Source organism: Eisenbergiella porci (assembly GCF_009696275.1).
GTDB classification, from domain to species: domain Bacteria; phylum Bacillota; class Clostridia; order Lachnospirales; family Lachnospiraceae; genus Eisenbergiella; species Eisenbergiella porci.
In genome coordinates this window covers 64868-83577 of record NZ_VUMI01000013.1, presented here as the reverse complement: position 1 = coordinate 83577, position 18710 = coordinate 64868, and the positions used below count along the sequence as shown (strand labels likewise).

Below are 18710 nucleotides of genomic sequence, written 5' to 3'. Positions count from 1 at the left end.
CTGGGGAAAAGGACGGTATCCGTTATGGCTTTTGTGGAATTTAAGGATGTAAAAAAAGTTTATCATATGGGCGAGGTGGATATACACGCGCTGCGGGATGTGAATTTTGAAATCGAGGAAGGGGAGTTCTGCGTGATCGTGGGAGCATCCGGCGCCGGGAAAACAACGATTCTGAACATCCTGGGTGGGATGGATACGCTTTCGGAGGGGAAGGTCATCCTGGATGGGAACGAAATCTCAGCCTACAATCAAAAACAGCTGACCTCCTACCGCAGGTATGATATCGGCTTTGTTTTTCAGTTTTATAATCTGATACAGAACCTGACGGCGCTGGAAAACGTGGAGCTGGCTTCCCAGATTTCCAAAAATCCGCTGGATGCGGCGGAGACGCTGAAAAAGGTGGGGCTGGAGGAGAGGATGTCCAATTTTCCTGCGCAGCTGTCCGGCGGGGAGCAGCAGAGGGTGGCAATCGCCAGGGCGCTGGCAAAGAATCCCAAGCTGCTGCTGTGCGATGAGCCTACGGGCGCGCTGGATTATAATACGGGGAAAGCGGTTTTAAAGCTTTTGCAGGATACCTGCCGGGATACGGGGATGACCGTGGTTGTCATCACCCACAATCAGGCCATCACGGCCATGGCGGACCGGATTATCCGGGTAAAGAGCGGCACGATCCGGAGTATGGAAATGAATGAGCACATTACGCCGGTGGAAGAGATTGAGTGGTAAGGAAGAGGAATGCGATGAAGTCCACCATATTCAAGACAACTGTACGGGAAATCAGGGAAAGCCTCGGACGGTACATGGCCATTTTGGCTATTGTGGCGCTGGGGGTTGGATTTTTTACGGGCCTTAAGGTGACAAAGCCGGCCATGCTGAAGGCCGGAGGGGAATATCTGGAGGAGAATAATCTGTATGACCTGCGTCTGCTGTCCACGGTGGGTTTTGATGAAAGCGATGTGAAGCAGCTGAATGAACGGGAGGGTGTGGAGATCGCGGAGGGCGCGGTTTATGTGGATTTCCTGGCCCAGGACGAGGAAGGGACAGAAAGCGTGCTGCGTGCGCATTCGCTGCTTTGGGTGCAGAACCATGTGGTGGTGCGGGCCGGGAGAATGCCGACGGCGCCGGATGAGTGCGTGGTGGACAGTCTGGTATTTACGAGAAAGGATATCGGCACTACAATCCGTGTTTCCGATAATAATGAGGAAGATACCCGGGATATGTTTTCCGGTACGGAGTATAAAATCGTGGGGATCTGTGACGCTCCTTTTTATATCAATTATGAAAGAGGGAGTACGGCGCTTGGAAACGGTAAGCTGAAGGGGTATGTTTATATTCCTGAGGCAGGGTTTGATACGGAAGCTTATACGGAGGTTTTTGTCAGGCTGGAGGAAAAATATCCCCTTTACAGCCAGGAGTATAAGGATTACATCGATGAGGTCATGGACTGGGCGGAGCCTCTTTGTGAGGAAGTGGCCCAGGCACGGTATGTGAGGCTGAAGGAGGATGCCCAGTGGCAGATTGCAGACGGCGAGCGGGAGCTTGATAAGAAGGTGGCCGAGGCGGAGGATAAGCTGGAGGATGCCAGGCAGGAGCTGCTGGACGGGGAACAGGAGATAGAAGATGCCAGGAAGGAGATTGTCGACGGCTGGAAGGAAATAGCGGACGGTAAGGCGGAGATCGCGGATAAGCGGCAGGAGCTGGCGGATTCCCTGACGGAGCTTCAGGATGGAAAGCAGGAGATAGAGGACGGCCTGGATCAGCTGGAGGAAAAGCGGATAGAAGCCTCCGATATGGAGGAGGGAGATGAAAAGGACGGTTATGAAACCGGCCTGAATCTGGCGGAGGCCCAGGTAAAGGGCAAAAAGGCCCAGGTGGAGTCCGGCCTTGCCCAGGCGAATATGGGAAGCAGGCAGCTGGAGGCGGCGGAAAATACCATAGCGCGCCAGGAGGAAAAGCTGCGGGATGCCCAGAAGAAGCTGGAGGATTCGGAAAAGGAGCTGGCGGACGGCTGGGAGGAGTACGAGGAGAACCGGCAGAAGCTTGCAGATGAAACGGCTGACGGCCGTAAGGAACTGGAGGATGCCAGGAAAGAGCTGGCCGATCTGAAGGAGCCGGATACCTATGTGCTGGGCAGGGATAAAAATATCGGTTACGCAAGCTTTGAAAGCGATTCTGATATCGTGGAGGGGATTGCCAATGTATTCCCGATTTTCTTCTTTCTGGTTGCGGCGCTGGTGTGTATCACTACCATGACCCGTATGGTGGAGGAGCAGAGGACGCAGATTGGTATTTTGAAGGCCCTGGGCTACAGCGAGGGCACGATTATGGGAAAATATCTGTTTTACTCGGGAAGCGCGGCGATGCTGGGCTGCGGGATTGGTTTCCTTCTGGGATCCTATATTTTTCCCACGGTTATCTGGACAGCTTACAGGATTATGTACCGTCTGGGGGATTTCCATGTGATTCTGGACTGGAAGCTGGGGGTGATTTCCCTGGTGGTGTCAATCCTGTGTTCCATGGGCACGACCATCGCTACCTGCAGGTATGAGCTGACCAGTGTGGCGGCGGAGCTGATGCGCCCGAAGGCTCCTAAGAGCGGAAAACGGATTATTCTGGAGCGGATTCCTTTCCTTTGGAACCATATGAAATTCCTGCTGAAGGTGTCTGCGAGAAATATTTTCCGGTATAAACAGAGATTCTATATGATGGTATTCGGCATCGGCGGCTGTACGGCGTTGCTGCTCACCGGCTTCGGGGTGAAGGATTCCATCAGCAGCATAACCTATAACCAGTTTGATGAAATCCAGATAAACGACATGAGCGTTATTTTCAGCGATCCGTATAAGAGTATGGACAGCAGTGAGTTTGATGCAGTTATGGCAGACAACGCGCGCTCCTATACGCTTGCCTTTGAGGAGAGCGGGGATTTGACGCTGGGCGACAAGACAAAATCCCTTACGCTGGTGGCGCCGGAAAAAACGGAGGACATCGGCCTGTACCTGAATCTGCACACCACCCGGGATGAGCCAGTGGCCTATCCTGGAAAGGGAGAGGTAGTGCTTACCGAGAAGCTGGCGGATAAATGCAATGCGAAAATCGGGGATACGGTAACTATTCAGGATGATGATATGAATGAGCTGGAGCTGAAGGTTTCAGGCATCAGCGAAAACTATGTATATAATTATGCCTATATTTCCCCGGATACCTGGAAGGAACAGACAGGGAAGGAGCCGGAATATAAGAGCGCTTATGTGAATGTCCGGGAAGGCGCGGATGTGCACGAGGTTTCCGCGGCGATTATGAACTGCGACGGCGTGGCCTCCGTGACCATAAATGACGATATGAAGGTACGTTTCAGCAGTATGATGAAGAGCCTGGATTATGTGGTGCTGCTGATTATTGGCTGCGCGGGCTCCCTGGCCTTTATCGTGCTGTATAATCTGACGAATATCAACATTACGGAGCGGCTTCGGGAAATCGCGACGATTAAGGTGCTTGGATTTTACAGGCGGGAAACGGCCAGCTATGTGTTCCGTGAAAATCTGGTGCTGACGGGTATCGGCGCCGGCGTGGGGCTGATTATGGGATATTATCTGCATCGGTTTGTCATGTACAATATCGATATTGATATGATCGCCTTCGATGTGCATATCGCGCCAAGAAGCGTGCTGCTGAGCATCGTTCTGACTTTTATTTTTGCCGGGATTGTTGACTGGGTGATGAATAAGAAACTGGACGCCATCAACATGGCGGAATCCATGAAATCGGTGGAGTAAAATGCAGGTTATGGCGCTGGCCGTCTTTGGGCTTTATCTGCCGCGGCCCTGCTTTCCGGTTGATGATAAGGCCGGGAAGCAGAAACGTGGCAGCGGAAGCCCAAAGAGGGGACAAGCCGTAACTGTCAAAGTTTGAGAATCAAACTATTTTTATTGAAATATAGTGCGGTGTCCTATATAATGAAAAGGAAAAGATGCAGGCCGGAGGATTTTTTACCGGGAATGGAAGGAAATCGAAGGAGGGAGCGCCGTTGGATATCAAGGATACGCTCAATGAGCTGTTGGTGAAGCTGTTCCGCAATATCAATACAATTGAAGAGCAGGCCATCCGCACGGAAGAGTATAGGGATATGACTACGAACGACATGCATGTCATCGAGGCTATCGGAACCGGCGCGGCGAAAAATATGACGTCTGTGGCGAAAACACTGGCGGTTACGACGGGGACTCTGACGATTTCGGTAAACAGTCTGGTGAAAAAAGGATATGTGGAGCGTGTCCGCAGCGAAGAGGACAGGCGTGTGGTGCTGATATCCCTGACTGCAAAGGGGAAAAAGGCCTTTGCCCATCATAAGAAATTCCATGATGATATGATCCGTAATGTGCTGGAGGGGCTGAGCGACGAGGAGCAGGTGGTGCTGCAGAAATCGCTGGGGAACCTGGTGGGATATTTCCAGGGGATTCAGAATGGGAAGAAATAGGGAAAGAATTCAGAAAAAAGGAAAAAGAACTTCGATATGCCAGGCTGGCTGCAGGGACAGCGGATCTGGGATATGCAAATATATGATTGGTTTTAATGCCGCAGGTGGCAACGGTATCGTCCGAGTCCCTGCGGCATTTTTTTCATAGGGTATTTACTTATATTTTGTACTGCACTGTCCTGCTTTGGTGATATGCGGGAGCTTTTCGGATTTACTGCACTGTTGGCTGCCACCCGGCAATAGTGCGCGGAACGGATGGGGGAATTAACCGCGGGCCAGCTTCTTTTCAGTTTCCATATAGGACAGTGTGGTTTTGACCGCCGGCGTTTCCGCCAGCTTTTTTTCCAGGCTTGTAAAGTCCGAGGGGCCTGCCTGAAGCAGGAAGGTATGGAAGCGCAGCGGTGTATAATCATCACCCCATAGATCTGTGGCTTTATCACGGAGGGCGAGGATTTCCAGGTAGCCAAGGTAGTATTTCAGGTAGGTGGTGGGTTCCGTGCGGATGTAGTCGTAAATGGCATCAGCCGTGGCCTGGTCCGAAATGCCGAAGGCGGCCAGGGAGCGGTAGACATCCTGGCGGCTTGCTCCATAATAATGGATGGACAGATCAAGCAGGCAGTAAAGATTGACCTGCAGGTTGCGTTCCAGGCACGCAATGTCCGTCAGCAGGCTGCTTGCGTTGGGAGCGCCGTTTTGCAGGAGGACGTCGGAGGCGTAGCCGTAGGCGATATTTTCCACATAATAGGCCCAGCCTTCAACAAAGCCGCCATAAAAAAGGGCGCTTCTCACCGGATTGTCTGTTTTGGAGTTTTCATAGAGCTGGCTGTAAACTGTCTGGTACAGGTGGCCGGGATAGCCCTCGTGGGCCAGCGTGGTGTAAAGCTCCAGGCCGGGGGAGGTGGAGGAGTTATTCACGTAGATGACGTTGTCGTCCATGTCGTCAATGGGCGGGGTGAGATAAAGGGCAGGGCTGGTGAAATCCTCCATGGATTCTGCCACAGATTTGGTCCGGCAGGAGGGCAGGCTGTCGGTGAGGGCGGCCAGGGAGGGAAAATCCGCCTGCATCCGGTTCTGCAAATCGTCCAGAATCTCCTGGGCATTCTGGAAAGGGAAGGCGGGGAGATCCTCCAGGGTAATCGTACCGGTTCCGGTCTGTTCCCGGTAGGTCTCAACCAGCGCCTGAAGGTTCTGGTAAAGGTTCTGGAACTGATCGGATAGCAGGGACTGGATTTCCTCCGGAGTGCGGGAGCTGCCGGTATTTCTGCGCAGCAGGTAGAGGTAGTAGGCAATGCCTGAGGGCAGCTCGCAGAGGCCGCCGTTGTGGGAACCGGAGCCGGAAAGGAGGAAAATGCTGTCCGCCAGGGCGGTATAGGCTGGGGATACGACGGTGGTGAGGAGGCGGTTGTTTTCGGAGATGTAAAATTCCTCCTCTTCCGGCTTCAGCTGGCCGTCCTCCACCAGTCCGTCCAGGCGTTCCTGAAAGGTGGTCTGGAGGAAATGTTCTCCGGCGGAGAGCAGGTCGGGAGCCATAATGGCATCGCACTGATCCACGATTTCCCCGGCATCGGCTTCTGTCATGAAAAGGCCTGCATTGGCTTTTTCCTTTTCATAAACGGCCAGGCTTTCCAGGTAGGCGGGGATGCTCTCCAGGATCTCCAGGTAATCCTCCATATCTGATTTGGTGCGGAAGGTGTATTCCGCAAGGAGGACGGGAAGCTGGGACTGCATGCCTGAGGAGGGAGCGAGGGGCTCCTCATAATATTCGCACCGGGCGCCCGCCAGTTCATTTTCCAGGTAGGAAGTGAGCAGGGACCAGGTGTAGCGGTCGTGGCTGTTTAATTTATCCGGGTTGATTTCCTGCAGTACCAGGAGCTGGTTCTCCAGCAGGGCGGCGGCTTCCTTCTGGGACTCCCTGGAGTATGCGGGCAGGGTGGCGGGGGAAGGGGCCTTAAGATAGGGGGAGGGGTCGGCCAGGGTATAGTGAAGGCTCAGGCTGTCCTGATTGAGGGACTGGGCGAAGATTTCCTCCGAGAGTTTTTGGAAGCGGAGGGTGTCGTTGTTGCGGTAGAGAAAGAAAAACAGGCCGGCGAAAAGGAGGAGGGCGGCAGCTGTTATGATGAGTGGAATGCGTTTTTTCACGAGAAGAGTTCCTTGTTGTGGGGTTTTTATATATGTATGTGCCCCCGGCAGGTTTCATGTGTGGAGGGGGACGGAGATTTTGCGTGCAGGATGGTCCGGGGGGAGGGCGGTGTGTGTGGTTCTTCTTCGGGGCTGCGGTGGGGGTATTTTCTGCTCCAGTTTCAAAAATGGGGTGTTTCTAACTTCCCCCAAATTCCAGGATTGTGCCAACGCGGCTGAACTCCTCGCGCAGCGACTGACGTCGGCTGTGCTCGTCAGACAAGCCGCTAGGGGCGGCATAATCCTGGAATTTGGGGGAAGTAAGAAACATCCGCCATTTTTTCAAATGGAGCAGAAAATATCCCCCACCGCAGCCCCGAAGAAGAACCACACACACCGCCCGGCCCCGGACCATCCTGCACGCAAAATCTCCTGGGGGAATTGGCAGGCGTAGGTAGGGCAGAAAATATGTATATATACAAGTAGTAATAAAGGTATTTGAAAAATGGAATACATTATTGACAGGAGGGAGGGTTTGGGATATAGTGAAATTAATGGGCAGTCTTTTTGGTGCGGAAATTGAGAGGGCTGTGAATGTGCATAAAAGTGAGATGGATAGCTTGTATATTAGTGATAATGGCTTGGGTGTGTTATGAATCGGCAGAGGTGGGGTTTTTGGGATAAGCTGGCGGGGGATGATATGTGTACAAGTTGTATATATGAGTGTACAAGTTGGTGCGGATTGAGATGATAGGGATAATAAGGGGGGATGGAGATGGTTGGGAAGCCCAGGTATATGGAGATTGTGGATTGGGTGAAGGAGAGGCTTGAGAGGAAGGAATTGGGGCCGGGGGAGAGGTTGAATTCGGAGAATGAGCTGAGTGAGCTGTTTGGGTTGAGCAGGCAGACGGTGAGGCATGCGATTGGGGTTCTGGAGGAGGAAGGGATCGTTGTCAGGCGGCAGGGGAGCGGGACTTATGTTTGTGATGACCGGATGGCTACGTTGGAGAATAAGACGCGGATCGCTGTTGTGACGACTTATGTGGATAGTTATATTTTCCCCAGGACGATTCAGGGGATTGAGAATTATTTGTTTGAGAGGGGTTATTCGGTTCAGATCGCTTTTACAAATAATATGTTGGAGCGGGAGAGGACGATTCTTGAGGATATCCTGGCGAGGGATGATGTGGCCGGGATTATTATGGAGGCGACGAAGAGCGGGCTGCCGAATCCGAATCTGTCTTTGATTGAGAGGCTGGTGGAGAGGAAGGTGCCGATTGTTTTTATTAATAGTTATTATCCGCAGCTGAAGCTGCCTCATGTGACGTTGAATGACAGGCTGGCGGCTGAGATGGCGGTGAAGTATCTGTTTGATGCGGGGCATCGGCGGATTGGGGCGTTGTTGAAGTTTGATGACGGGCAGGGGCATCTAAGGTTCGCGGGGTTCCTGGATACCTGCAGGCGTTGTGGGATTCCGGCGGGGGATTCGGGGATTGTGTGGCTGGATACGGAGGGGGAGCAGCATCTGCATGATTACCGGGAGCGGATTTTGAGGAATTTCCGTGATTGTACGGCTGTGTTTTGTTATAACGATAAGATTGCTTTTCAGCTGGAGGTGCTTTTGAAGGAGGAAGGAATCCGGGTGCCGGAGGATATTTCCCTGATTAGCATTGATGATTCTGAGCTGGCGGAGCTGGCGGATACCAGGCTGACGAGCGTGCATCATCCTACGGATAAGCTGGGGGCCAGGGCGGCGGAGAATCTGCTGGCTGTGATGAGGAACCGGAGCTTTGACGGGAATTTTGAGTTTGTGACTGAAATCGTGGAGCGGGATTCGGTGAGTGGTCCGGCGAAGGCGTGAGGGATCCGGGTATGAGGTGCCGGCGCGGCGGTTTTGATTAAGTTGTAATGATATTCAGAAAGCGGCTGTGAAGGGTTTTGGCGGCTGCTTCAGATATAAAAATTATTTTTCAGGAGGATATGTGAAATGAAAACAGGAAGAGACTACAAATTCTGGTTTTGTACAGGTTCCCAGGATTTGTACGGGGATGAGTGTCTGAGGAAGGTGGCGGAGCATTCCGCGAAGATCGTGGAGGTGCTGAACGCTTCGGGAAGGCTTCCCTTTGAAGTGGTTCTGAAGCCTACGCTGATTGATCCGGCAACCATCAGGAGAACCCTTAATGCGGCAAATGAGGATGAGGAGTGCGCTGGTGTTATCACCTGGATGCATACGTTTTCCCCGGCGAAAATGTGGATTCTGGGGCTGAAGGAGTATCGTAAGCCGCTTTGTCATCTGCATACGCAGTTCAATGAGGAAATTCCTTATGACAGCATTGATATGGATTTCATGAATGAGAATCAGTCTGCGCATGGTGACAGGGAATATGGCCATATCGTAAGCCGTATGGGAATTGAGCGTAAGATTATTGTAGGGCATTGGGCAAATGCCGGTGTGCAGGATAAGCTGGGAAGCTGGATGAGAACTGCAGTGGGCATTATGGAGTCTTCCCATATCAGAGTTTGCCGTATCGGGGATAACATGAACAATGTTGCCGTTACAGAAGGCGATAAGGTGGAGGCTGAGGTAAAATTCGGCTGGGAAATCGATCATTATTGTGTCAATGACGCGGTGGAGTATGTGGACGCTGTGGCACAGGCGGATGTGGATGCGCTTGTTGAGGAGTATTACAGCAAGTATCAGATTCTGCTTGAGGGAAGGGATCCTGGGGAGTTCCGCGCCCATGTGGCGGCCCAGGCCAGGATTGAAATCGGTCTGGAAAAATTCCTTGAGGACGGCAATTACCAGGCAATCGTTACGCATTTCGGTATGCTGGGCGGACTGAAGCAGCTTCCGGGGCTGGCAATTCAGAGGCTGATGGAAAAGGGCTACGGCTTCGGCGGGGAAGGCGACTGGAAAACAGCAGCTATGGTTCGTCTGATGAAGATAATGACCGCAGGGGTTCCGAATGCCAAGGGTACTTCCTTTATGGAGGATTATACATATAACCTGGTTCCGGGAAAGGAAGGGATTCTGCAGGCGCATATGCTTGAGGTATGCCCGACCATCGCGGAGGGGCCCATTTCCATTAAGGTGCAGCCTCTGAGCATGGGAAACCGTGAGGATCCCGCGCGTCTGGTATTCACCTCCAAGACCGGCCCTGCTGTGGCTACCTCTCTTGTGGATCTGGGATATCGTTTCCGTCTGATCATCAATGCGGTTGACTGCAAAAAGTGTGAGAAGGAAATGCCCAAGCTTCCCGTTGCCACTGCATTCTGGACGCCTCAGCCCAGCCTTGAGGTAGGGGCTGAAGCATGGATTCTGGCCGGCGGCGCACATCATACCGCATTTTCCTATGACCTGAGCATAGATCAGATGGTTGACTGGGCTGCGGCTATGGGCATTGAGAGCGTTGTCATCGATAAGGATACCACCATCAGGAATTTCAAGAATGAACTGAGATGGAATTCCGTTTATTACAGATAAAAATTTACAGGAGGTAAGTAATTATGGGTGTTTCAGAAGTAAAAGAAGCGATTCTGAATGGAAAAACTACACTGGGAATCGAATTTGGCTCCACCAGAATCAAGGCGGTCCTGATCGGAGGGGATAATGCGCCGATTGCGGCGGGGAACCACGAATGGGAAAACCGTTATGAGAATAATATCTGGACCTACAGCCTGGAGGATATCTGGGGCGGCCTGCAGGACAGCTACCGGAAGATGGCTGAGGATGTAAAAGAAAAATACGGGGTTACCCTTACCAAAGTAGGAGCGTTGGGCTTCAGCGCCATGATGCATGGCTACATGGCCTTTAATGAGGCGGGAGAGCTGATGGTGTCCTTCCGTACATGGAGAAATACCATTACGGAGGAGGCTTCCGTAAAGCTGACAGAGCTGTTTGAATTCAATATTCCCCAGAGATGGAGCATCGCCCATCTGTACCAGGCGATTCTGAATAAGGAGGAGCATGTAAAGGATATCAGCTATCTGACCACGCTGGAGGGTTATGTGCACTGGAAGCTCACCGGGAAAAAGGTGCTGGGCATCGGCGAAGCGGCCGGCATGCTGCCTGTGGATCCTGAAACGAAGCAGTACAGCAGGCGTATGGTTGATGCCTTTAATGAGCTGATTGCACCGGAAGGCTTCCCCTGGAAGCTGGAAGACATCCTGCCTGAAATTCTGCTGGCAGGCGATAACGCCGGCTGCCTGACGGAGGAGGGCGCACGTCTTCTTGATACTTCAGGAGAGCTGGAAGCCGGAATTCCTGTCTGCCCTCCGGAGGGAGATGCGGGAACCGGGATGGTGGCTACCAACAGCGTGGCGCAGCGTACCGGCAACGTGTCCGCAGGCACCAGCGTGTTTGCCATGGTAGTGCTGGAAAAAGCGCTAGAAAAGGTACATCCGGAAATCGATATGGTAACAACGCCTGACGGAAGCGCTGTGGCTATGGTCCACTGCAATAACTGTACCTCTGACCTGAATGCATGGATTGACCTGTTTGAGGAATTTACCCAGGCCTTCGGCATGAAGGTGGATAAAAATGAGCTGTTCGGAACCCTGTACAGAAAAGCTCTGGAAGGCGATCCGGACTGCGGCGGCCTGCTGGCATACAATTATTTTTCAGGCGAGCATATCACCGGCTTTGAAGAGGGACGTCCGCTGTTTGTAAGGAATCCTGAAAGCAATTTCAACCTTGCGAACTTCATGCGCGTACATCTTTTCACCGCGCTGGGCGCACTGAAAACAGGGCTTGATATCCTGCTGAAGGAAGAAAATGTGCAGATTGACAGAATGATGGGACACGGCGGCCTGTTCAAGACCAAGGAAGTAGGACAGAGGATTATGGCTGCGGCCGTAAACGCCCCGGTTACCGTCATGGAGACCGCAGGAGAAGGCGGCGCGTGGGGAATTGCCCTTCTTGCTTCCTACATGAAAAATAAAAAGGACGGCGAAAGCCTTGCGCAGTTCCTGGAACGCGATGTATTTGCAGGACAGGAAGGCGTTACCCTGGAGCCGGACAGCACGGATGTGGAAGGCTTCAACAGGTTCGTTGAACGCTACACCAAAGGGCTTCCCATTGAAAAGGCGGCAGTGGAATCATTGATTTAATGCAAAGCTATACTCGAAGTTTTAAAAAAATAATAGAACCCGGCAAAATGCCCCCTTCGGGGGGCAGAAAGGATGAAATAAATGTTAGAAGAACTGAAACAAAGAGTATATGAAGCCAATATGCTTCTTCCCAAATATGGCCTTGTTACCTTTACCTGGGGAAATGTGAGTGAAATCGACAGGGAAAGCGGCCTGTTTGCCATCAAACCCAGCGGCGTTGATTATGACAAGCTTACCCCTGAGGATATGGTAATCGTGGATCTGAACGGAAATAAGGTAGAAGGAAAATACAACCCCTCCTCCGACACCGCAACCCACGTAGAGCTTTACAAAGCATTCCCTGAAATAGGCGGAATCGTCCACACCCACTCCTCCTATGCCACCAGCTGGGCCCAGGCAGGAAGAGGAATCCCCTGCTACGGAACCACCCATGCAGACTACATTTACGGCGAAGTACCCTGCCTGCGCTGCCTGACCAAAGCAGAAATCGAAGAGGCCTACGAAGAAAATACCGGACACCTCATCGTAAATGAATTCAAAGCCATGAACAAAGACCCCAAAGCCGTACCCGCAGTACTCTGCAAAAACCACGGCCCCTTCGCCTGGGGAAAAGACGCCCACGAAGCCGTCCACAATGCAGTAGTACTCGAAGAAGTAGCCAAAATGGCCTACCGCGCAGAAACCATCAACCCCAGAATCCAACCCGCCCCCCAGGAGCTCCAGGACAAACACTACTACAGAAAACACGGAGCCAACGCTTACTATGGACAAAATGGGGGTAAATAGGGTATCATATTCGTGACCAGGCAGAACCGGACAGGTTTGGAAGGCCTGGCCGGGGAAAACAGAAAAACGCCCCACCTTTCTGCTTTCCCCGGCCAGACCTTTCAAACCTATCCGGCGAGCAAAGCGACCGAAAGACCGGAGGTCTTGAGGTTCTGCCGTCCGGTGCCGCCACCCCGACACCAAGGCAGCTGAAAGACCGCAGGACTTGAAGCTCCGCCCTCCCGCCACCACCCCGGCGCCGGCGCTCCCTAAAGTCCTTAAGTCCTCCCTTGCTCCCCCCCTGGCCACCCAACAACAATCACCACCCACGGTAACCCAAGCCCCCTGGATTATTTACCCATCGGGCTCCACCCCAACAGTTACCGTCAATCCACCAATTCAAACCCAATGGAGGAAAAATATTCATGGAAAATCTTGAACTCGCAAAAATGGCGAACGAGATCCGCAAAGGCATTGTAACAGCAGTTCACAGCGCCAAAGCCGGACATCCCGGCGGATCCCTTTCCGCAGCAGATATTTTCACCTATCTCTACTTTGAAGAACTCAACATCGATCCGGAGAACCCCGATAAACCGGACAGGGACCGCTTCGTTCTTTCCAAAGGACACACAGCCCCCGGATTATATTCCACCCTGGCCCACAGAGGCTTTTTCCCGGTGGAAGATCTTGTTACCTTACGTAAACTCGGCTCCTACCTGCAGGGACACCCTTCCATGCAGTACATCCCCGGCGTTGACATGTCCACAGGCTCCCTGGGACAGGGCATCTCCGCAGCTGCCGGCATGGCTCTGGGCGGAAAGCTGGACAATAAGGATTACCGCGTATATACGCTCCTGGGAGACGGAGAGATCGAAGAAGGACAGGTCTGGGAAGCAGCCATGTTTGCCGGCTTCCACAAGCTGGACAACCTTGTGGTTATCGTTGACAACAACGGCCTGCAGATCGACGGACCTATCGACCAGGTATGCTCCCCTTATCCTATTGATAAGAAATTCGAAGCATTCAACTTCCATGTAATCAACATTGATGCCCATAATTTTGATGAAATCCGCGCGGCCTTCAAGGAAGCGAAGGAAACCAAGGGCATGCCTACCGCAATCATCGCACACAGCCTGAAAGGAAAAGGCGTTTCCTTCATGGAAGGAAATGTGGCATGGCACGGAACCGCGCCCAACGATGAGCAGTATGCAGTGGCAATGGCAGATTTGGAGAAAGTAGGTGAAGCATTATGTCAGAAGTAAACAACAAGACGGTTCAGAAAATTGCAACCAGAGAAGCTTACGGAAAGGCACTTGCTGAATTCGGCGCACAGTATCCCAACCTGGTGGTTCTGGATGCCGACCTGGCAAATGCCACCAAGACCAATACCTTCCAGAAGGCGTTCCCCGAACGCCATATTGACTGCGGTATCGCAGAATGTGACATGATGGGCATTGCGGCAGGACTTTCCACCGTAGGGAAAATCCCCTTTGCCAGCTCCTTTGCTATGTTCGCGGCAGGCCGCGCTTATGAGCAGGTCCGCAACTCCATCGGCTATCCCCATCTGAACGTGAAAATCGGCGCAACCCATGCCGGCATCACCGTAGGGGAAGACGGCGCATCCCATCAGTGCCTGGAGGATATCGCCCTCATGCGTGTTATCCCCGGCATGGTGGTAATCAATCCCAGCGATGCTGTGGAAGCCAGGGCTGCCGTACAGGCTGCCATTGAATACGTAGGCCCCGTATACCTGCGTTTCGGCCGTGCCGCAGTGCCGGTTATCAATGACAGGGAAGACTATAAATTCGAAATCGGAAAAGGCGTTCTCCTTCGGGAAGGGACGGATGTTACCATCGTAGCAACAGGCATCTGCGTATCCGCAGCGCTGGAAGCGGCTGAAAAGCTCGCTGAAGACGGCATCAATGCCGAAGTTATCAACATCCATACCATCAAACCCCTGGATGAAGAGCTGATTATCAAATCCGCAAAGAAAACCGGAAAAGTGGTTACCGCAGAAGAGCATTCCATCATCGGCGGCCTGGGCGGCGCCGTAAGCGAAGCCCTGTCCGAAAAGGCCCCCACTCCGGTATGCAGGATCGGAATGAACGACATTTTTGGTGAATCCGGATCCGCAGGCGCCCTCGTTGCAAAATACGGCCTGGATGCAGACGGAATTTACAGTAAAGTAAAAGAATTTGTAAAATAAAAACGGCAGTGATAAGAGCCGGCCCCGGTCGGGGCCGGCCGCCTGTTTTTACAGGCACCCCTCCGGAACTGCCGCATGACGATGACGGCGGGCTCTCCGGATGCCTGAAGAGGAAAAGGAAAAAATATGAATATTTTATCACCATCAATCCTGGCCGCTGACTGCGCCAGATTGGGAGAAGAAATTAAACTGGTAGAGGAGGCTGGCGCACAGTACCTTCATATTGATGTGATGGACGGTATGTTTGTGCCATCCCTTTCTTTTGGCCTGTGCGTGATTTCCTCCCTGAGAAAGGTGACGGATATGGTTTTTGATGTGCATCTGATGGTGGAAGAGCCTATCCGTTATGTGGCGGATTTTGCCAAAAGCGGGGCAGATATCATTACGGTTCATCTGGAAGCCTGCAGCGATGTGGAGGAAACCCTGGACTGGATACACAGCCTGGGACGTAAAGCCGGCATCTCCTTAAAGCCCTCCACACCCATTCAGGCAATAGAAAAATATCTGGATAAAATAGACCTGCTTCTTGTCATGACGGTGGAGCCGGGTTTTGGCGGCCAGAAATATCTGCCGGCCTCCACGGCCAGGATCCGCGAGGCCCGCAGACTCATCCAGGAAAAGCATGCGGATGTGGACATCGAAGTGGACGGCGGCATCACCAGGGACAATGTCAATGTGGTCCTGGAAGCAGGAGCCAATGTCATAGTGGCCGGTTCTGCCATTTTCAACGGAAACCGGACAGATAACGTAAAGGGCATGCTGGAAACGCTGAAAAGCTGTGAAAAAGGAGGCCAGGCATGAAAATTGTAGTGACCCCTCCTTTTACGGAGGAACAAAAAGCCCTGATTCTCTCCGCAGCCGAAAGGCCGGAGGACGTTATTTTCTGCCTGAAAAGTGATATGACTGAGGAACTTCTCAGGGAAGCGGACGTTCTTCTGGGGAACCTTGAAAGCCCCGGACAGCTGGAAAAAACAGAACACCTGAAATGGATACAGCTGAATAATGCGGGGACCGAAGGCTATTGCGTGCCGGGAAGGCTGCCTCAGGGGGCGGTCCTCACCAATGCCACAGGGGCATATGGCCTGGCAATCTCCGAGCATATGCTGGCCTGCCTTTTTATGCTCCGCAAGAAGCTGAACCTGTACTACGCCAACCAGCTCCGGCGCCAATGGAAGAGCGAAGGGCATGTGGGCGTCATCCAGGGAACCACGGTGCTTGTGATAGGACTGGGAGATATCGGAACCTGCTTCGCTTCCAAAATGAAGGCCCTTGGCTGCACAACCATAGGCGTAAAACGCCGTGTGGGAGAAAAGCCGGACTGTGTTGACGGGCTTTACGGAATGGAGGAACTGGATTCCCTTCTCCCCCGCGCGGATGTGGTGGCGCTCAGCCTTCCCGGGAATCCATCCACCTACCATACGCTGAACCGGGAACGGATTTCCCTCCTTTCCCCCAACGCCATTGTACTGAACGTGGGAAGAGGAACGGCTGTGGATACGGATGCCCTCAGCGACGCGCTGTATGCCGGGAAAATTGCCGGAGCCGCACTGGATGTTACCGATCCGGAGCCTCTGCCTGCGGACCACCCTCTCTGGAAGGCTCCGAATGCTATCATAACACCCCATATCTCAGGCGGCTATGCGCTGCCGGAAACGCTGCAGCAGATCGCGGAAATATTCGCGGAAAACCTGAAGCGCTTTCAGGCAGGGGAACCGCTGCGCAACGTGGTGGATTTGGAGACCGGATACTGTAAATAGTAGCTATATGCGATAGTTAAGGCCTTTGGATGCTGAGGAAGAATCCTTTACAGCGTCCAAAGGCCTTTTTATTACATTATATATTTATAGGGATATGGTTTCAGCAAATTGGAGCAAGCTCCTCAAAGCTTCCGTCTTTCACAATTTCCCCATTCCGAAGCAGGATAATCCGGTCAAAGGCACGGACGGAATTCAGCCGGTGGGCGATGGCAATGATATTCCTGCCGTCCGCCAGGGCGAGGACCTCCTTCATTACAAGCTTTTCGGTCAGGTTATCCATGGCGGAGGTGGATTCATCCAGTACAATGCGCCTGGCATCGGAAAACCACAGCCGGGCAAGGGCCAGACGCTGCCGTTCTCCTCCGGACAGCCTGACGCCCCGTTCACCCAGCTGGGTATCCAGGCCATCCTCCAGCCCCTGAAACCATTTCAGAAGCTGGACCTTTTCCAGGGCGCGGATCAGATCTGCATCCGGCAGGGTGGAATCGAATATCAGGTTTTCACGGAGCGTGCTGTCAAAGACAGGGCTTTCCTGGGGAATATACGCGATATGACTGTAGTAATCGTCCAGCTTTACACAGCGCAGCTGCTGATCGTCAACCAGTATTTGGCCGCGATCCGGCTTAAGCAGCCCGGCCAGAAGCTTTACCAGCGTGGATTTGCCGGAGCCGCTGCTTCCCGCCAGGGCAATTTTTTCGCCGGGGGCTATCGTAAGGGAAAGTCCCCGCAGAATCTGTCTTCCCGAATAGGTAAAATCCAGCTGCTTCACCATAATATTCCCATGAAAGGATGCCATGGCGCTGCCGTTTTGCAGCTGAGGATCCTCGGGAGAATCCAGAAATGAGGTGTATCTTTTAAAGGCGGCCGTATCCAGACGGTACTGGACAAATAAAACATTGAAAATGGCAATGGGCGTATAGGCATTATCCTCCAAAGTAATCAGGGCCACAACGGCTCCGATGGATATGGAACGGGTATACCAGGCATAGATGATGAGGGCAGCCTTAATCAGGATGATCAGTGCTGCAAAGGCGGCAAAAAAGGCCTCATGAATAAAGGAAATACCGATTTTGGAGCGGACAATTTCATCCTTTGAGCGCTCTGCCTTATGTATTTCCCGGGAAAACTGCCGGTTCAGCCGGAAAACCACCATCTCCATAAAGCCTCGGGTCAGATAATGATTCAGCAGCTCTTCGTTATCCAGCATCCGTTCCTTCATCCGGTAAAGCTGTAATTCGCCAGAAAGGATAAGCCGATGCCCAATATAATATAAATTATGATCCATATTTTATTTTTCTTTATTATTTCCTGTAAATATTTCATATCTGTACTCCTGCACCCTCTGTGATTTATAAAGCAGCAGAATAAGTACAGTTATGCCTGCCGGCAAAGATATGGATGCACAGGCTGCAGCTCTTTCTGAGTCTGGGCCTGAACTATAGTACTCAGTACAATCTGCCGACAGATTACATAAACTGTACTGAGCTGATACCTCGTTCGCGTCTCAAAAGATCTCACCTCCTGAAATAGGGTAATTTTCCAAAAGCACGGAAAAGCCTGGCGGTTATTATTGTGTCTGATGATTTGAGGTCTGGCAGGACAACACTTCATTGAGGCTTTTTCCCATTTTATCCTCAAAATATTTCTGCAGTTCCAGATGCTTGTCCCATTTTTCCCGGGGATAAAAGCCATACCTGTTTTTTACGTCGCTCATTCGTGTGACCATATCCGTGGGGCCTTCGGCCATGGCGATGCTGTCGCACAGCTGGATCAGCCTGTCATAATCGTCGTAATCAAAGGAGGCGATGAGGTCCGATATCCGCTGACAATCCTCTTCCGAAACGTCAGGTATGCCAATATAGGTGTGTATATCCTTTACGGCGAAGGAATGGGTGAGGCTGATACGCGCGGGTTCATCGAAGCCCAGCTTCATGAGATAGTCGTAGCCATTGATGACATGGGTCAGCTGTGTCACGCCGAAGCGTCTACCGATATCATGGAGAAGGCCGAAGATAAAGGCTTTTTCGCTGTCCATGCCGGGGCAGCAGGCGGCGATTTTTTCCGCACATTCCGCGATGACGAGGGAATGGGCTTTCCACGGTCCTGGATTTAGTTCATAGGCTTCATTCAACAGTTGCATTGAGGTGGTTCTGTCAGGTATCATTGGTCTTCCTCCATTGAGTAGTTCAGTTTCACATGTCAGCGCATATAAAAAACGGAATATATAAAAATCCCCGCAGGCCTATTTGGCCTTTGGGGATTTTTGGCCTTCTGGGAA

At 52.3% G+C, this 18710-nt stretch carries 14 protein-coding genes; 11 read left to right on the top strand and 3 right to left on the bottom strand.

The features are described from left to right. Nucleotides 1-24 precede the first annotated feature (24 nt). The 3 genes from FYJ45_RS09965 to FYJ45_RS09955 all read left to right on the top strand — a co-directional run bounded on the left by FYJ45_RS09965 (nt 25) and on the right by FYJ45_RS09955 (nt 4477). Nucleotides 25-726 carry an ABC transporter ATP-binding protein gene (locus FYJ45_RS09965; protein WP_154464476.1) on the top strand — a complete coding sequence of 234 codons (702 nt, stop codon included), beginning with the start codon at nt 25-27 and terminating at the stop codon, nt 724-726. Beyond that, complete coding sequence (locus FYJ45_RS09960; RefSeq protein ID WP_276893132.1) at nt 720-3776, top strand: FtsX-like permease family protein; 3057 nt, start codon at nt 720-722, stop codon at nt 3774-3776. Before FYJ45_RS09965 ends, FYJ45_RS09960 begins: the two co-directional genes overlap by 7 nt. A gap of 251 nt (nt 3777-4027) precedes the next feature. Next, entirely contained in the window at nt 4028-4477 is a 450-nt protein-coding gene (locus FYJ45_RS09955; protein ID WP_025487814.1) for a MarR family winged helix-turn-helix transcriptional regulator, read from the top strand. Between the two features lie 264 nt (nt 4478-4741). Here the strand turns inward: FYJ45_RS09955 and FYJ45_RS09950 are convergent, their stop codons facing one another. Then, on the bottom strand, nt 4742-6616 hold the full coding sequence (locus tag FYJ45_RS09950) for a DUF885 domain-containing protein (RefSeq protein WP_195841763.1): 1875 nt from the start codon (nt 6614-6616) through the stop codon (nt 4742-4744). A 775-nt stretch (nt 6617-7391) separates the two neighbouring features. Here FYJ45_RS09950 and FYJ45_RS09945 point away from each other — a divergent pair. From FYJ45_RS09945 to FYJ45_RS09910, 8 genes are all read left to right on the top strand, one after another. Further along, nucleotides 7392-8456, top strand: coding sequence for a GntR family transcriptional regulator (locus FYJ45_RS09945; RefSeq protein WP_235930751.1), 1065 nt, complete (start codon nt 7392-7394; stop codon nt 8454-8456). Nucleotides 8457-8582: 126 nt separating this feature from the next. Further along, nucleotides 8583-10079, top strand: coding sequence for an L-arabinose isomerase (araA, locus tag FYJ45_RS09940; RefSeq protein WP_154464472.1), 1497 nt, complete (start codon nt 8583-8585; stop codon nt 10077-10079). Between the two features lie 23 nt (nt 10080-10102). Next, nucleotides 10103-11704: a xylulokinase gene (locus tag FYJ45_RS09935; protein WP_154464471.1), complete on the top strand. Its 1602-nt coding sequence runs from the start codon at nt 10103-10105 to the stop codon at nt 11702-11704. 81 nt (nt 11705-11785) lie between these two features. Beyond that, entirely contained in the window at nt 11786-12490 is a 705-nt protein-coding gene (locus FYJ45_RS09930) for an L-ribulose-5-phosphate 4-epimerase (RefSeq protein ID WP_021639308.1), read from the top strand. A 404-nt stretch (nt 12491-12894) separates the two neighbouring features. Then, nucleotides 12895-13731, top strand: a complete 837-nt coding sequence (locus FYJ45_RS09925; protein WP_025487807.1) for a transketolase — start codon at nt 12895-12897, stop codon at nt 13729-13731. Beyond that, nucleotides 13719-14675 carry a transketolase family protein gene (locus FYJ45_RS09920; RefSeq protein ID WP_021639306.1) on the top strand — a complete coding sequence of 319 codons (957 nt, stop codon included), beginning with the start codon at nt 13719-13721 and terminating at the stop codon, nt 14673-14675. The genes FYJ45_RS09925 and FYJ45_RS09920 overlap by 13 nt, the downstream gene beginning before the upstream one ends. Before the next feature lie 126 nt (nt 14676-14801). Next, entirely contained in the window at nt 14802-15476 is a 675-nt protein-coding gene (gene rpe / locus FYJ45_RS09915) for a ribulose-phosphate 3-epimerase (RefSeq protein ID WP_154464470.1), read from the top strand. Beyond that, complete coding sequence (locus FYJ45_RS09910) at nt 15473-16432, top strand: D-2-hydroxyacid dehydrogenase (protein ID WP_154464469.1); 960 nt, start codon at nt 15473-15475, stop codon at nt 16430-16432. Before rpe ends, FYJ45_RS09910 begins: the two co-directional genes overlap by 4 nt. Nucleotides 16433-16532: 100 nt before the next feature. On the opposite strand, the gene FYJ45_RS09905 is transcribed toward FYJ45_RS09910, so the two are convergent. After that, entirely contained in the window at nt 16533-17717 is a 1185-nt protein-coding gene (locus tag FYJ45_RS09905) for an ABC transporter ATP-binding protein (RefSeq protein WP_154464468.1), read from the bottom strand. Nucleotides 17718-17999: 282 nt separating this feature from the next. Next, entirely contained in the window at nt 18000-18596 is a 597-nt protein-coding gene (locus FYJ45_RS09900; RefSeq protein WP_154464467.1) for an HD domain-containing protein, read from the bottom strand. Nucleotides 18597-18710: the final 114 nt, after the last annotated feature.

Coding starts and splice junctions, on each gene's coding strand:
- FYJ45_RS09935 (WP_154464471.1), top strand. CDS start 10,103: ATGGGTGTTTCAGAAGTAAAAGAAGCGATTCTGAATGGAAAAACTACA.
- araA (WP_154464472.1), top strand. CDS start 8,583: ATGAAAACAGGAAGAGACTACAAATTCTGGTTTTGTACAGGTTCCCAG.
- FYJ45_RS09920 (WP_021639306.1), top strand. CDS start 13,719: ATGTCAGAAGTAAACAACAAGACGGTTCAGAAAATTGCAACCAGAGAA.
- FYJ45_RS09930 (WP_021639308.1), top strand. CDS start 11,786: ATGTTAGAAGAACTGAAACAAAGAGTATATGAAGCCAATATGCTTCTT.
- FYJ45_RS09910 (WP_154464469.1), top strand. CDS start 15,473: ATGAAAATTGTAGTGACCCCTCCTTTTACGGAGGAACAAAAAGCCCTG.
- FYJ45_RS09945 (WP_235930751.1), top strand. CDS start 7,392: ATGGAGATTGTGGATTGGGTGAAGGAGAGGCTTGAGAGGAAGGAATTG.
- FYJ45_RS09925 (WP_025487807.1), top strand. CDS start 12,895: ATGGAAAATCTTGAACTCGCAAAAATGGCGAACGAGATCCGCAAAGGC.
- FYJ45_RS09965 (WP_154464476.1), top strand. CDS start 25: ATGGCTTTTGTGGAATTTAAGGATGTAAAAAAAGTTTATCATATGGGC.
- rpe (WP_154464470.1), top strand. CDS start 14,802: ATGAATATTTTATCACCATCAATCCTGGCCGCTGACTGCGCCAGATTG.
- FYJ45_RS09900 (WP_154464467.1), bottom strand. CDS start 18,596: ATGATACCTGACAGAACCACCTCAATGCAACTGTTGAATGAAGCCTAT.
- FYJ45_RS09905 (WP_154464468.1), bottom strand. CDS start 17,717: ATGGATCATAATTTATATTATATTGGGCATCGGCTTATCCTTTCTGGC.